A 13933-nucleotide genomic window follows, 5' to 3' on the forward strand; every position below is an offset into this window, starting at 1 on the left:
GGAAGACCGACCATGTCCATGCTTAGAAAACTGTCCGCCCTGTTCCGCGGCACGGCCCACGATGCGGCCCAAGGCGTCGTCGACGCCAATGCGCTGAAGATCCTCGACCAGGAAATCCGCGACGCCGACAATGCTCAAGGCAAGGCCAGAGACGATCTCGCCGGCCTGGTGGCGCGCCGCCGAATGGCCGAAAACGAACTTGCATCGTTCAGGGACCAGATCGCCAAATACGAAAGCTCGGCCCGCACCGCCCTGGGTCAGGGCAAGACCGATCTGGCGCGCGAAGTCGCCGGCCGCATCGCCGAGCTGGAGGTCGAGATCACCAGCCGCGGTCCGCTGATCGAGGACATGAAGACGGCCGAGACGCGCCTGCGCACGGCCATCGCCTCGACCGACCAGAAGATCGAGACGCTTCGTCGCGAGATCGACATCGTCAAGGTCAACGATTCTGTCCAGAAGGCCCAGACGTCGGTCGCCCTGAACTCGGCCGGCGCCCAGTCGCGCATCGGCTCGGCGGCGGACAGCCTGCAACGCATCAAACAGCGCCAGGCGATCCAGGAAGAGAAGCTGAACGCCAGCCAGGCGCTGGAGGATCGCCGCACCGGCGCGGACCTGGACGCCAAGCTGCGAGAGGCCGGCATCCTGCCCGGACATTCCTCTGCCGACGACGTGCTGGCCCGCCTCAGCCAGCCGGAGGTGACCGTGGTCACGCCGCGCATCGGCCAATCCACGCCTGACAAAGACCCGGCCTGATCCATGGAGCGTCTGCGCTTCGATCCCCGCACCGACTGGGACGCCAAGGCCGAGGAACTCGGTTTCACCTGGCGCCACACCGATGGCAAACCCTATTGGGACGAGACGGCGGCCTATGCCTTTTCGCTGGCCGAGATCGAGGACGGGATCGAGGCGCCGACCGAGGAACTGCACGGCCTGTGCCTGGAGCTGGTCAACGAGGCCGTCCAGTCCGAGCGGCTGATGGAACAGCTCGATATCCCGGAGGCCATGCGGGACTATGTGGCCGACAGCTGGAAACGGGGCGACCCGTCCCTGTATGGCCGGTTCGACTTCGCCTATGCCGGCTCGGGGGACGGGACGGGTCCGGCCAAGCTGTATGAATACAATGCCGACACTCCGACCAGCATCTATGAGACGGCGGTGTTTCAGTGGCTGTGGCTGGAGGATCAGATCAAGGCCGGCGCCCTGCCCGCCGATGCGGATCAGTTCAACAGCCTGCATGAGAAGCTGGTCGATCGGTTCCGCGCCATCTTCCCGAACGGCGGATTCGTGCATTTCGCCTCGGACGCCGATTTCGTCGAGGACCGCCAGACGGTGCGCTTCCTGGAAGACCTGGCCCAGCAGGCCGGGTTGGAGCCCCAGTTCGTCGCCATCGACCAGATCGGGCTGAACGCCGACGGCCGGTTCGTGGACCACGAGAACTGGATCATCCAGGCGATGTTTAAGCTCTATCCGTGGGAGCAGATGCTGCGCGACAACTACGCCGCGCCCCTGCCGACGGCGGACGTGACCGTGCTGGAGCCGGCGTGGAAGAGCATCCTGTCCAACAAGGCCATACTGCCTCTGTTGTGGGAGCGGCATGCGGGCCACCCCAACCTTCTGGAAAGCTATTTCGAGGGCGATCCGGCCGAGGCGGCGCTGGGCTCGTCCTATGTGCGCAAGCCGTTGTTCTCGCGCGAGGGCGACAATGTCGAACTGATCGACCGGGGCGTCAGCGCCGCAGAGGTGGTGGACGGCGGCTATGGCGCAGGGCGCTACATCCGCCAGGCGCTGTGCGATCCGCCCCTGTTCGACGGCAATCATGTGATCGTCGGGTCGTGGGTCGTGGGAACGGAGCCGGCGGGCATCAGCCTGCGCGAGGACACGGGCCGCATCACGAGGAACACCTCGCGCTTCGTGCCGCACTTCATCCGCGACTGAGGCGCCGGCAGGCAACCAAGCCGGACGACCGTCGTTTTGTCGGCTGACATCAACCGACAAGAAGCCTCCCCATGCGCAACGTCCGCCTCGCCCTGATCGCCACCACCGCCCTGACCCTCGCGGGCGGCGCTGCAGTCGCCCAGACGCAATATCCTTCGACGACCCAGGATCGGCTGGGCGCTGTCGTAGGCGCCCTGTTCGGCGATCGTCTGGGCCTGTCGGCCATGGATCAGGCCTGGCTGCGCGGCGGCCGTCCACTGCGTGACGGCCAGAGCCAGTTCTCGACCCGCGTGGACGCCAGCGTACGCGCCGGGAGCGTCTCCGCCTCGGCCGCGACCCGACTGCGCGCCGACTATTCGGCCTTGGTCGATCTGGAGAACCAATATGCCGTCGGCGGCATCTCGGCCCAGGAACGCGCCGATCTTAACGCCCGCTACACCGCCCTGACCCAGACGCTGGAAGCCGGCGCCTCGGGCTATGCCGACATGGACACCGTCGCCCAAGGCCGCGCGGAGTTCGACACCCGCGTCAACGCCGCCGTGACCGCGCGCCGCATCACCCGCACAGAGGCGACACGGCTGAAATCCGACTATCAGGCCCTGATCCAATTGGAGAGCCGCTACAGCGCCGATGGTTCTATCAGCGCCAGCGAGCGCGCCGATCTGGACGCCCGTCTGGACGCCCTGGACCTGCGGGTCGGCGATGGCCCAGCCGGACAGACGCCGTCCGCCAACCTGCCCGCCCGCACCCGTCTGGCGAACCTGGAAACCGCCCTGACCGCCGCCGAACGCTCGGGCGCCGTCAGCCGCACCGAGGCCGCCGACATCCGCGCCGAGGCCGGCGACCTCGTCCGCTTGGACGCCGCCTACAGCCGCACCAGCCCCTCGTCCGACGACACGGCCTACCTGAGCCGCCGCATCGGCGAACTGGAACTGCGCGCCCGTCGCTAAGCCTGACCAAGGCGTCCCGTGTGATCCGGTGCGGGACGCCTTTAGGCCTCAAGCGTCTGACGAGCGTCCGCTTGCTTTGACGCTGTGGCGCGGCCTTCTCGGGAGCGTCTCTTCGATACCCTCTAGTCAAAACGGCTTTTCCGTGCCTATCTAATGAAAATGTCTACCGGTGTCATATCCGGAAGCCGTCAACCAGAGCGGCAGACAGAGGAGACAGGTCAGGTCGGAGCACGGTGGATTTCAACCGGCGTTTTCCAGCCTTGATTGGAGGGAGGACGCGACTTGAGAACCATCGACCGCCGCGCCGCTTTGACCGGTCTGCTCGGAGGCGTCGCCGCTGCAGCCCTGCCCGTGCGCGCCGCCTTCGCCCAAACCAACGAAGAGGCCGCTCCGCTCGGTCGGGTATGGGCCTCGATGAAATGGCGTCGGGGGATCGAGGGCCAGCGTATGGCCGATCTCGGGAACGGGACTTTCCTCAATCCCATCATGTCGGGCGACCACCCCGATCCGTCGATTTTGAAGGACGGTGACGACTACTATATGACCTTCTCGTCGTTCGAGTCGGTGCCGGGCATCCATATCTGGCATTCGCGCGATCTGGTGAACTGGCAACCGGTGGTCGCGGCCCTGACGACGAACATCGGCTCGGTCTGGGCGCCGGAGCTGATCAAGCACGAGGGCAAGTTTTACTGCTACATCCCCGCCCGCTTCCCCGAGTATCGCTCCAACTACGTCATCTGGGCGGACAGGATCGAGGGGCCGTGGAGCGAGCCGGTTGACCTGAAGATTCCGGCCAACATCGACCCCGGCCACATCGTCGGCGAGGACGGCAAACGCTACCTGTTCCTGAACGGCGGCGACCGGGTGAAGCTGACCGATGACGGCCTGGCCACCGACGGCCCGGTCGAGCAGGGCGTCTATAACGCCTGGCGCTACCCTGACGACTGGATCGTCGAAGGCTTCGCTCAGGAAGGGCCGAAACTGCTGAAGCGCGGCGACTATTTCTACATGATCACCGCCATTGGCGGCACGGCCGGCCCGCCGACCGGCCATATGGTCATCGCCGCACGGTCGAAGTCGATCAACGGCCCGTGGGAGGACTGCCCGCACAACCCCATCGTCCGCACCGCCTCGGGCGCCGAGAAATGGTGGTCGCGCGGCCACGCCACCCTGGTCGAGGCCCCCACCGACGGCGATTGGTGGATGGTCTATCACGGCTATGAAAACGCCTATTGGAGCCTGGGCCGCCAGACCCTGCTGGACCCCATCGAGTGGACCGACGACGGCTGGTTCCGCGCCAAGGGCGGCGACCTGTCCCAGCCCATCGCGATGCCGCGCGGCGGCCAGGCCCTGCCGCACGGCATGGCCCTGTCGGACGACTTCTCGACGGACAAGTTCGGCATCCAGTGGAGCTTCTACGACCCGCAGCCGAACGAGAAGGATCGGCTGCGTCGCGAAAACGGCGTCCTGCACATGCGCGCCAAGGGCAAGGCGCCGGTCGATTGCTCGCCCCTGACCTTCGTCCAGGGCGAGCAGGCCTATCAGATCGAGTGTGAGGTCGAGATCGATCCCGGCGCGGTGGCGGGCCTGATCCTGTTCTACGACCGGGCGCTGTATGCCGGCCTCGGTTTCGACGCGACCCGCTATGTCACACACCAGTACGGGATTGAGCGGGGCCGGCCGGCCAATCCGCACGGCCGGCGCATGTTCATCCGCCTGACCAACGCCTATCAGAACGTCTATTTCGACACCTCCGGCGACGGCGTGACCTGGAACCGGTTCGACCGGGGCATGGAGGTCTCGGGCTACAACCAGAACGTCCGTGGCGGCTTCATGATGCTGCGGCCCGGCATATACGCCGCCGGCGAGGGCGAGGCGCGGTTCAAGAATTTCAAGTTCAAGGCGCTGTAATAAACGAGCACATTTTTGGTGTGGCGAAACACAGGTTTTCGTTTTATGACACCGGTGACATTGATGCTTAGGGCGCGTCGATTTCATCACGAGATTTTGGAGTTCCTCGATATTTGAGGGACAGGGGACTGTCGGCATCCGGCCCGCCAAGAGGCACGGAGCACGACAAGAGCGGAGGGAACTATGCGAAACCAACATACGGGATACCTGCGCGCGGCCGTTTCGCCAGCGGCGCTCGTTGTGGGGGCCATGCTGTTCGTGGCCCCGGTTCAAGCTCAAGAGAACCAGAGCCAGGACGCCACCGAAGTGGGTGAGATCGTCGTCACCGGCATCCGTGCGTCGCTGGCCAGCGCCTTGACCGAAAAGCGCCGCTCCAACACGATCGTCGACGTCATAAACGCCGAGGACATCGCCGACTTCCCAGATGCCAACCTGGCGGAATCGCTGCAACGCATCCCGGGTGTGTCCATCGACCGCGAAAACGGCGAGGGCAACTCGATCTCGGTACGCGGTCTGGGCGGCGACTTCACCCGCGTGCGTCTGAACGGGTTGGAAACCCTGTCCACCTCGGGCGCCAGCAACGCCGACGGCGCCCTGCGTCGCGACCGGGGCTTCCAGTTCAACACCTTCGCCTCCGAGCTGTTCAACTCGCTGAAGGTTCAGAAGTCCGCCGACGCACAGACGGACGAGGGCTCGCTGGGCGCCACGGTCGATCTGATCTCGGGGCGTCCGTTCGACTTCAAGGAACGTCGCCTGGCGTTGACGCTTCAGGACGCCTATTACGAGAACGGCGGCACTCACAATCCGCGCCTCGCCTTGCTGGCGTCCGATCGCTGGACCAGCAAGATCGGCGAGTTCGGGCTTCTGGGCTCGGTCGCCTACAATGAGCGCACGCAGGCCATCGACAGCTATTCGCGTCAGGTCGGCTCATTCGACTACACCTATCGCGGCGCGACCTTCAATAACGTGGGGACCAACGCTGCAGGCGATCACCAGGGCTTCGCCCTGCCCATCGGCACCAATCCCGCGACGGCCCTGCCCCGCGTCACCAATCCGGAAGCTCGCAATCTGCTGATCGGCTCGAACCCGGCCGCCTACAATCTGATCAACGGCGGCGCGACGCGCGGCTCGCTGGTGCGCATCCCGGCTCTCGCGACGCTGAACCACCGCGACGTGGAGCAGGACCGATTGGGCGTAACCCTGTCGGGTCAGTGGCGTCCGACCGAGCGGACCACGATCAACTTCGACAATCTGTATTCGAAGATGACCCAGATCTCGACCAACTATCAGATCGGGCCAGTGGGTCTGAACCGCAACAACACCAACGGCAACCGCACCACCACGGCGTTCAGCTACCAGACCTACCCGACGACCAGCGCCACCAACAACTCCTACGCCAACCGCCGCGCCGCCTACGCCAACTGCGCGACCCAGGCCGCGACCGAGTTCCGCGACGCGATCGACTGCGGCCAGTCGCTGTATGGCTCCACCCCAATCTTCACCACGGCGCCCGGCGCAACCAACCAGAACCTGGCCGCCGGAACGGGCAGCTTCAATCCCAATAATCTGGACGTCTACGACTACTACAATCAGCCGGGATCGGTCGGATACGTCGCGCACCCCCAGTATCTGGCCATGCGCGGCGCGTTCATCGGGCGGCCGTCGGTGCGGTTGATCGATGCGGGACTGAGCGAGACGGGCGCCAACGCCAACTATCTGGTGCTGGGCAATGTCGACTTCCGTTCGGCGGTCGATCAGGGCGGCTACACCACCGAATTCCGCCAGAACTCGATCAATATCGAGCACGAGTTCAGCGATACCTTCCGCATGTCGCTGCTGGTCGGCGATTCCAAGTCGACCAACGAGAACACCGGCCTGCTGGTCGACTTCATCCGGCTGGATTCGGGCCAGGGCGTCGCGGGCAATGACTACTTCGTCTATGACGACCGCGAAGGCGGCGATATGCCGATCATGAAGTTCGGCTTCGACGTGGCCAATCCGAACAGCTGGGACTTCGTGAAGGGCTATTCGGCCATTCGCAACTACCGGACCATCACCGAGAACGGCTACCGGACCGCCAAGGCCGACTTCGTCTGGGATATGAACGACGACTTCACGTTCAAGTTCGGCATCGGCAAGCGCAAGTTCGACTTCTACTATACGCGCTACGAGCGGCTGATCAGCGACACGATGAACCCGTCGCTCCTGGAGGGCGTGCGCTCCGGATTGGCGGCCGCCACGACCGTCGGCCAGATGGGACAGCTGATCAGCTGGGGCGACGGACTGAACGTGCCCGAAGGCACGCCGACCAGCTTCTTCGCGCCCAATCTGGAAGCCTTCAAGAACCGCTTCGGCTTCGACTGCGACTGTATCAACGCCTGGGGCGACTGGCGTCTGTCGGACCTGCGCAACGGCGGGGTCAACACCTTCTGGGTCGATGAGGACAGCCTGTCCTACTATGGCCAGATGGACTTCCGCGTGCCGCTGTTCATGGGCGAACTGCGCGGTAACGCCGGGCTGCGTCGCGCCGAGACCAAGATCGATTCCCGCGGCCGTTCGCCCAGCGGCCGTCCGGTGGAGAACGACAACCAGTACAACGACACCCTGCCGTCAATGAACCTGGTGTGGGAGCTGAACGACAAGCTGATGCTGCGTTTCGCGGCGGCCAAGGTCATGGCCCGCCCACAGATGACGGCGCTACAGCCCGGCGTCACGGCCTTCACTGTTCCGGTCGGCATCGGCGCGGACCCGGCCCAGTTCGACGGATCCAATGCGGCGATCACCCTGGGCAACACCAAGCTGAAGCCGTTCCGCGCGTCCAATCTGGACTTCAACGTCGAATGGTATTTCGCCCGCGACGCCATCCTGTCGGTTGCGGTCTTCCACAAGGAGATCGAAAGCTTCCCGCAGGTAGTGCTGCGCGAAGGCAAGCTGAGCGAGATCTTCAACGCCGAACAGATCGCCAATCTGCGCGCCGCCTATGACGGCCTGACCGATGTCGCCTCCGACAGCCGCCGGGCCTACATCGACCAGGACCTGCCCTTCCAGGTGCGTCAGTACAACGATGCGCCGGGCGGCAAGCTGGACGGGTTCGAGATCGCCTATCAGCAGAACTTCACCTTCCTGCCCGCGCCGTTCGACGGCTTCGGCATCCAGGCCAACTACACCCAGATCGAATCCGAGCTGGAATACATCCTGGACCCGGCCCGCAACCTGACCGGCACGGCGCCCTTCCTGGGTGCCTCGCCCAAGTCGTTCAACGCCACGATCTTCTATGAGGTCGAGAAGTGGAGCGCGCGTGTCTCCTCGGCCTATCGCGCCGCCTATCAGACCACCTATCCGTTGGCGTCGGGCGGTTGCGATCCGGGCGTGTGCGACTCGCCGCTGATCAACGACTTCATCGGCTCGGAAGAGACGCTGAACGTGGATGCGTCCTTCACCTACAAGCTGACGGACAACGTCACCTTCACCGCCGAGGCGCTGAACCTGACCAACCAGACCGATACGCGCTGGGCCTATCAGGCCGATCCGGTGGTCAACAACTATGGCTCGACCGGCCGCCAGTACTTCGTCGGCGCGCGGTTCGTGTTCTGATGACGACGATCGACAGCTGACTTCTCCCGGGACGCTGTCCCTTCAGGGGACGCCGCGAAACATCGGCGTCCCCTTCCTTTTGCCGATCCCGAAAGGCTCTCGATGAAGAACACGCTCCTCATCCTCGGCGTCCTGGCGATGACGGCCGGCGTCACGTCAGCACCGGCGTCAGCGCAAGAAACCGTCGCCGCCTCGCCCGCCGTCGCCTGGAGCAGCGCCGCCATTCGCCGTCCGGCCGACTGGTATGGATCGGACGAAGCGCGACGCCTCGCCGCGATCGTCATCCAGCATCAATCGGCCGAAGGCGGCTGGCCCAAGAACACCGACCTGTTCGCCCCGCCCCGCCCCGATCCGGACCCGGCGCTGAACAACACGATCGACAATGGCGGCACGACCCAGCCGCTGGCCTTTCTGGCGCGAACGATCGCGGCCGGGGACGCCGAAAGCCGCGCCGCCTTCGACCGGGGTCTCGACTATCTGCTGGCGGCGCAACGGCCCAACGGCGGCTGGGCCCAGTTCTATCCGCTGCGCGGCGGCTATCACGACCAGATCACCTACAACGACGACGCCATGGTCCATGTGATGGAGCTGCTGCGCGATGTGGGCGACGGCGCGACGCCCTATGGCTTCGTCGATGAAGCGCGGCGCGAGCGGGCGCGTCAGGCCGTGGCGCGCGGGGTCGAGACCCTTCTACAGACGCAGGTGCGGCGCGACGGCGTCCTGACCGGCTGGTGCGCCCAGCACGACGCTCAGACCCTGGCGCCCGCCTGGGCGCGTCGTTTCGAGCCCCCGTCCCTATCGGGTCAGGAAAGCGTCGGCATCGTGCGTTTCCTGATGCGCCTGCCCGACCCCGGTCCCGAGGTCGTCGCCGCCGTGGACGGCGCCGTCGCCTGGCTGGAGAGCGCCGCGCTTGCCGACACCACCGAGGTCTTCGTCACCGACGCCCAAGGCCGTCGCGACCGCATCCTCGCCCCAAAGCCCGGCGCGCGCATCTGGGCCCGGTTCTACGATCTGGAGGACGGCCGCCCCATCTACATCGGCCGCGATTCCGTCATCCGACGTGACCTGATGCAGATCGAGCACGAACGCCGCAACGGCTATCGCTACGTCGGCGAATGGCCCGAAACCCTGCTGACCCGCGACTATCCGGCGTGGAAACGGACGCTTGCAACGAGCTGACTGATACGATCGACGCGGCGCTGGTTCGCCTAGACATCGCACGAGTCTGGCCTAGCGTGGGCGCGCATGTCCCCCACAGCGAAGCCGCAGCAGGTCACTATACATCGCGTAATCGGCCACAGAACGTGTCACGCTATTTGCCCGCATCAGGGGCTGACGCGCATCCTCATTGAAACAGCGCCGCCGCGAAGGCTTCGCCCGCTGGTGCGGCCGACTTAGGCCCCAGGACGGCGCTGGCCGCCTGGCCAGAGGCCAGCACCCGGCCGCCGACCGCGCGAACGTCCTCGATCGTCTGGGCTTCCAGTTGCTCGGTCATAGACAGGCTGGAGCGCGGGGCGCCGAAGATCAGGGTCTGGGCGGCGTTGCGCCCGGCGCGGCTCATCGGATTTTCGTCGGACATCCACAGGCCGGCCTTCATCACCGCCTTGGCCCGCGACAGCTCCTTTTCGGTGGGCCCGACCTCGGCCAGGGCCCGCACCTCGGCCGCCGAGACCTCGGCCAGTTCTTTCGCCCGATCCGCCGCCGCCCCGGCGTAGATGCCCAAGACGCCCGTATCTTCATACGGCTCCTGATAAGCGTCGATGGCGTAGGCCAGGCCCCGCTCCTCGCGCGCGCTCTGGAACAGGCGCGAGGCCATGCCCCCGCCCAGAATCTCGCCGAACAGCCGCATGGCCGAAAGCGCCGGATCGGTCGCCGAAAGCGCCGGCAGTTGGAACACCAGATTGGCCTGTTCGATATTGCGCGTCAGCTTCGCATGGCCTCCGACGAAGGCGGCCGGCGCGGGTGCGTCAGCCGGCGTCGCGACCGCATCGCCGAACCAGCGCTCGGCCAGGTCCAGCAGCTCGGTCTCTTCCACCGCGCCTGAGACCGACACCACCATTCGGTCGGGCGAATATAGCCGCGCGCGCCACGCCTCGACCGACGCCTTGTCGGCCGGCTTCAGGCTGGCGACAGAGCCCAGGATCGGACGGCCCAGCGGTTGTTTGGCGAAGGCGCGCGTCTGCACCATCTCGAACACATGGTCGTCGGGCGTGTCGAAGGCCTCGGCGATCTCCTGGGCCACCACGTCCTTCTCGCGCTCGATCTCGGCCGGGTCGAGGGTGGGACGGAACACCAGGTCCGACAGCACCTGCATCGCCAGCGGCAGCGAGCCGTCCAGCCCTCGCACCTCGAAGCTGGTCCGCTCATAGCCGGTGGAAGCGTTGATGGTGCCGCCCTCGGCCTCGATCCGCTCGACGATCTCGCGCGCGGCCATGTCGCCGGCGCCCTTGAACACCAGATGCTCCAGCAGGTGCGACCAGCCGGACCGATCCAGCGGCTCCCACCGCGCCCCGCCCTTGACGGTGACGACGACGGCCAGGGTCTTCAGCCCCGGCATCGGATCGCAGATGACGCGGACGCCGTTGGACAGGGTGTGAAGCGTAGCGGTCAGGACTTTAGTCTTTCCTATCGCCGCGCACGCGGTGCGCGGCTGCTTGAGGACCGTCTTTCTTCATTCGACGGCGAAGCAGGGCCACATAGAAACCCGCAAGCGCGATCGCTAGTCCGAACCATGTCAGGGCGTATCCGAAATGGTTGTTGGAAAAGGCCGCAGGCGGCGCGGACGGCCTCAGCGCCGGGAACTCGGGATTGACGGCGGTGATGGCGAACACGGCCTCGGGCCGGACCGGGCCGGTGACGTTCAGCGCCTTGGCCATCGCCGCCGTGTCGCGGGCGTAGAAGCGGCCGTCGCGGGGCGCCGGGCTCATGGCACCGGGCTTGTCGAAGGTGCGGAACTCTCCGACCATCACCAGCGGCAGGGTGGTTTCGACCACGCGCGGACGCGCCGTCACGCCGTCGCCGACAAAGCCGCGATCGACCAGCAGGGTGAAATCCGCCCCCGCCAGCTTGCACGCCGAGATCAGCCGCACCCCGGCCTCGCCGTCATGGATGCTCTGAAGCTCGACGAAGGGCGCGCTGGCCAGGCCCGAACAGACGATCAGCGCCTTCCTGAACTCCAGATCACCTTCCGCCAGCACCTGCTCCAGCGGCGCGGGCGGTTTCGCCGCCGCCGCATCGGCCGCCGCGATCAGCCCTTCCTTCCACTTCAGCCGCTCGACCTGCCACACGCCCAGGCCGATCAGCAGGATCAGGCCCAGCACCGTCAGCACGGTCAGGATCCAGGGGAAACGCTTCATCGCTGGTTCCGATATTGCAGCCCGATCATCAGTCCCCGGCCCGGCCGCATCAGGGCCAGCGACAGGGCAACCACCAACGGCAGCCAGACGATCAGATGCACCCACATGGGCGGATGGTATTCGATTTCGACGAACAGGGCCGAGAAGCCGACGATGAAGCCGGCGATCTGCATGATGAAGCTGGCGGGGCCGTCGCCCGTCTGGATGGTGGAATAGTCAAGACCGCAGGCCGTGCAGCCGGGCGCCACCTTCAGAAAGCCCGCGAACAGCGCGCCCTGGCCACACCGGGGACAACGCCCCCGCAGCGCCCAGCGAACCGGCGTATCGGAAACGACGACGGCGCGGGACGATTCCTCGTCCCGCGCCGCTGCGATGTCTTCAGGGCCGTCTTGGATCAACCGAAGACGACATAGACGAAGGCGAACAGGAACAGCCAGACCACGTCCACGAAGTGCCAGTACCAGGCCGCCGCCTCGAAGCCGAAATGCTTCTGCGGGGTGAAGTCGCCCTTCAGCAGGCGGATCAGGCAGACCGCCAGGAAGATGGTGCCGATCAGGACGTGGAAGCCGTGGAAGCCCGTCGCCATGAAGAAGATCGAGCCGTACAGGCCCGAGTTCACGGCCTCCTCGTTGAAGAACAGCTTCTCGTGCAGGATGTGGTTGTACTCATAGGCCTGGACGCAGGTGAACAGCACGCCCAGGGCCACAGTGATGATCAGGGCGATCTTGGCGCCCTTGCGGTCGCCGACCTGGATCGCGTGGTGGGCCCAAGTGACGGTGCAGCCCGAGAGCAGCAGGGTCACGGTGTTCAGCAGCGGCAGTTGCCACGGCGACAGGACCTCGACGCCCTTCGGCGGCCAGGTCGACCAGGCCTTGGCGGTGTCGGCCCAGGTGCCGACTTCCGGCGTCAGTGCCCGCGACTCATGGAACAGGGCCATGTCGAAGAACATCCAGAAGAAGGCGACGAAGAACATCACCTCCGACGCGATGAACAGGATCATGCCGTAGCGCAGGCCCAGCGACACGACCGGCGTATGGTCGCCCGCCTTGGATTCCTTGATGACGTCCGCCCACCAGCAGAAGGCCGAGATCAGCACGCCAGCCAGACCGGCGAAGAAGACGCCCGGCTTGCCTTCGGCCAGGAAGTTGGCGGCGATCGGGCCGCCGTCCGCCGGCGCCAGGCCTTTCATCCAGATCACCGCGCCGATGAACATGATGGTCGCAGCGACCGAGGACACCAGCGGCCAGGGGCTGGGCGCCACCAGGTGGTAGTCGTGCTGCGGAGTGGCGTGGGCGTCAGCCATGAATCGCGTCTCTTCGTCGGCCAGAGTCGGTTGTTATAGCGGCTATAGCGTTCGATTTTCCCCGACGCCAGAGCCACGCCGTCTTTCCGCCTTGTTCGGGCATGCGGACGGGGCTCAGCCCTTGCGGGCCATTGGATCGGCGGGATCGTCCGGGCTGTCGGCCAATGCGCCGCCCATGCCCATTCCACCGCCGCCCATCCCTGCGCCCATGCCGCCCCCGCCCCCGCCACGGCCGCCCGTTGCGCCGGCCCCGGCGCCGCGGCCTCCGGTCGAGGACGGGCGCGTCGGGCCTTGCAAGGGCATGTCCGGTCCGGTCGGCACGGGCGCCAGGTCCAGCGCCTGACGGATGAAGTCGCGCAGCGAAACCACCAGATCATGCGTCCGCACCGGCCGCCCGGCGACCAGTTCACGCGCCGCCTGTTGCGCCAGTCTCACCTGGTCCTCGGTGCCCAGCAGGATGATATCCGCAAGACTGGCCTCGACCGCGTCGCGGATACGCCGGGTCCGGTCCGACCCCGCCGTCGCCTCGGCGCTGAGATCCAGTCCCGCCTCGCCTTGCGGGACGTTGCGGCGGCTCAGGTCGCGCTTGTGCGTCGGATCGACGGTCAGGTCGCCGGTGAAAGACCCGCCCAGCACCTTGTAGGCGGCGATCAGGGTCTTCAGTCGTTCGTTGATCTGGCGGTTCATCCGCTCGCGCCGTTGCTGGATGGTGAACATCATCACCAGCCGGATGCCCATGCCGATCAGCGTCACGAGCGCCAGCCCGACCAGGGTCAGCAGCAGACTGTGCCAGTTGGTGAAATCCAGACCGCGCAAATTCCGTCTCCGTCTCGGCGTGCAGCGTGCACCTGGAGATGAAACGCGCGCCGACGCGAACGGCGCCG

The 13933-nt window shown here is 66.0% G+C and carries 11 protein-coding genes; 6 read left to right on the forward strand and 5 right to left on the reverse strand.

Annotation, left to right across the window (positions count from 1 at the left end; genetic code table 11):
• Positions 1-12 precede the first annotated feature (12 nt).
• The 6 genes from ABIC32_RS02655 (at position 13) to pelA (ending at position 9569) form a co-directional block, all read left to right on the forward strand.
• The gene (locus ABIC32_RS02655) at positions 13-753 is read left to right on the forward strand and encodes a PspA/IM30 family protein (protein WP_045811908.1); all 741 of its coding nucleotides are present in this window, start codon (positions 13-15) and stop codon (positions 751-753) included.
• Between the two features lie 3 nt (positions 754-756).
• Positions 757-1935 carry a glutathionylspermidine synthase family protein gene (locus ABIC32_RS02660; RefSeq protein ID WP_354072151.1) on the forward strand — a complete coding sequence of 393 codons (1179 nt, stop codon included), beginning with the start codon at positions 757-759 and terminating at the stop codon, positions 1933-1935.
• A gap of 71 nt (positions 1936-2006) precedes the next feature.
• On the forward strand, positions 2007-2885 hold the full coding sequence (locus tag ABIC32_RS02665) for a hypothetical protein (RefSeq protein WP_354072153.1): 879 nt from the start codon (positions 2007-2009) through the stop codon (positions 2883-2885).
• Positions 2886-3167: 282 nt separating this feature from the next.
• Complete coding sequence (locus ABIC32_RS02670) at positions 3168-4796, forward strand: family 43 glycosylhydrolase (protein WP_354072155.1); 1629 nt, start codon at positions 3168-3170, stop codon at positions 4794-4796.
• A gap of 183 nt (positions 4797-4979) precedes the next feature.
• On the forward strand, positions 4980-8390 hold the full coding sequence (locus ABIC32_RS02675; protein WP_354072157.1) for a TonB-dependent receptor domain-containing protein: 3411 nt from the start codon (positions 4980-4982) through the stop codon (positions 8388-8390).
• Positions 8391-8492: 102 nt separating this feature from the next.
• Positions 8493-9569, forward strand: coding sequence for a pectate lyase (gene pelA / locus ABIC32_RS02680; RefSeq protein WP_354072159.1), 1077 nt, complete (start codon positions 8493-8495; stop codon positions 9567-9569).
• A 166-nt stretch (positions 9570-9735) separates the two neighbouring features.
• On the opposite strand, the gene ABIC32_RS02685 is transcribed toward pelA, so the two are convergent.
• The 5 genes from ABIC32_RS02685 to ABIC32_RS02705 form a co-directional block, all read right to left on the reverse strand.
• Positions 9736-10947, reverse strand: a complete 1212-nt coding sequence (locus tag ABIC32_RS02685; RefSeq protein ID WP_354072161.1) for a M16 family metallopeptidase — start codon at positions 10945-10947, stop codon at positions 9736-9738.
• Positions 10948-11005: 58 nt separating this feature from the next.
• Positions 11006-11746: an SURF1 family protein gene (locus ABIC32_RS02690; RefSeq protein ID WP_354072163.1), complete on the reverse strand. Its 741-nt coding sequence runs from the start codon at positions 11744-11746 to the stop codon at positions 11006-11008.
• Positions 11743-12144 carry a DUF983 domain-containing protein gene (locus ABIC32_RS02695; protein ID WP_292078914.1) on the reverse strand — a complete coding sequence of 134 codons (402 nt, stop codon included), beginning with the start codon at positions 12142-12144 and terminating at the stop codon, positions 11743-11745. The genes ABIC32_RS02690 and ABIC32_RS02695 overlap by 4 nt, the downstream gene beginning before the upstream one ends.
• Positions 12141-13049, reverse strand: a complete 909-nt coding sequence (locus tag ABIC32_RS02700; protein ID WP_055806286.1) for a cytochrome c oxidase subunit 3 — start codon at positions 13047-13049, stop codon at positions 12141-12143. The genes ABIC32_RS02695 and ABIC32_RS02700 overlap by 4 nt, the downstream gene beginning before the upstream one ends.
• Before the next feature lie 114 nt (positions 13050-13163).
• Positions 13164-13865, reverse strand: a complete 702-nt coding sequence (locus ABIC32_RS02705) for a hypothetical protein (protein WP_354072165.1) — start codon at positions 13863-13865, stop codon at positions 13164-13166.
• Between the last annotated feature and the right edge of the window lie 68 nt (positions 13866-13933).

Origin of the sequence: Brevundimonas sp. 1080 (assembly GCF_040545985.1) — a bacterium.
GTDB lineage: Bacteria > Pseudomonadota > Alphaproteobacteria > Caulobacterales > Caulobacteraceae > Brevundimonas.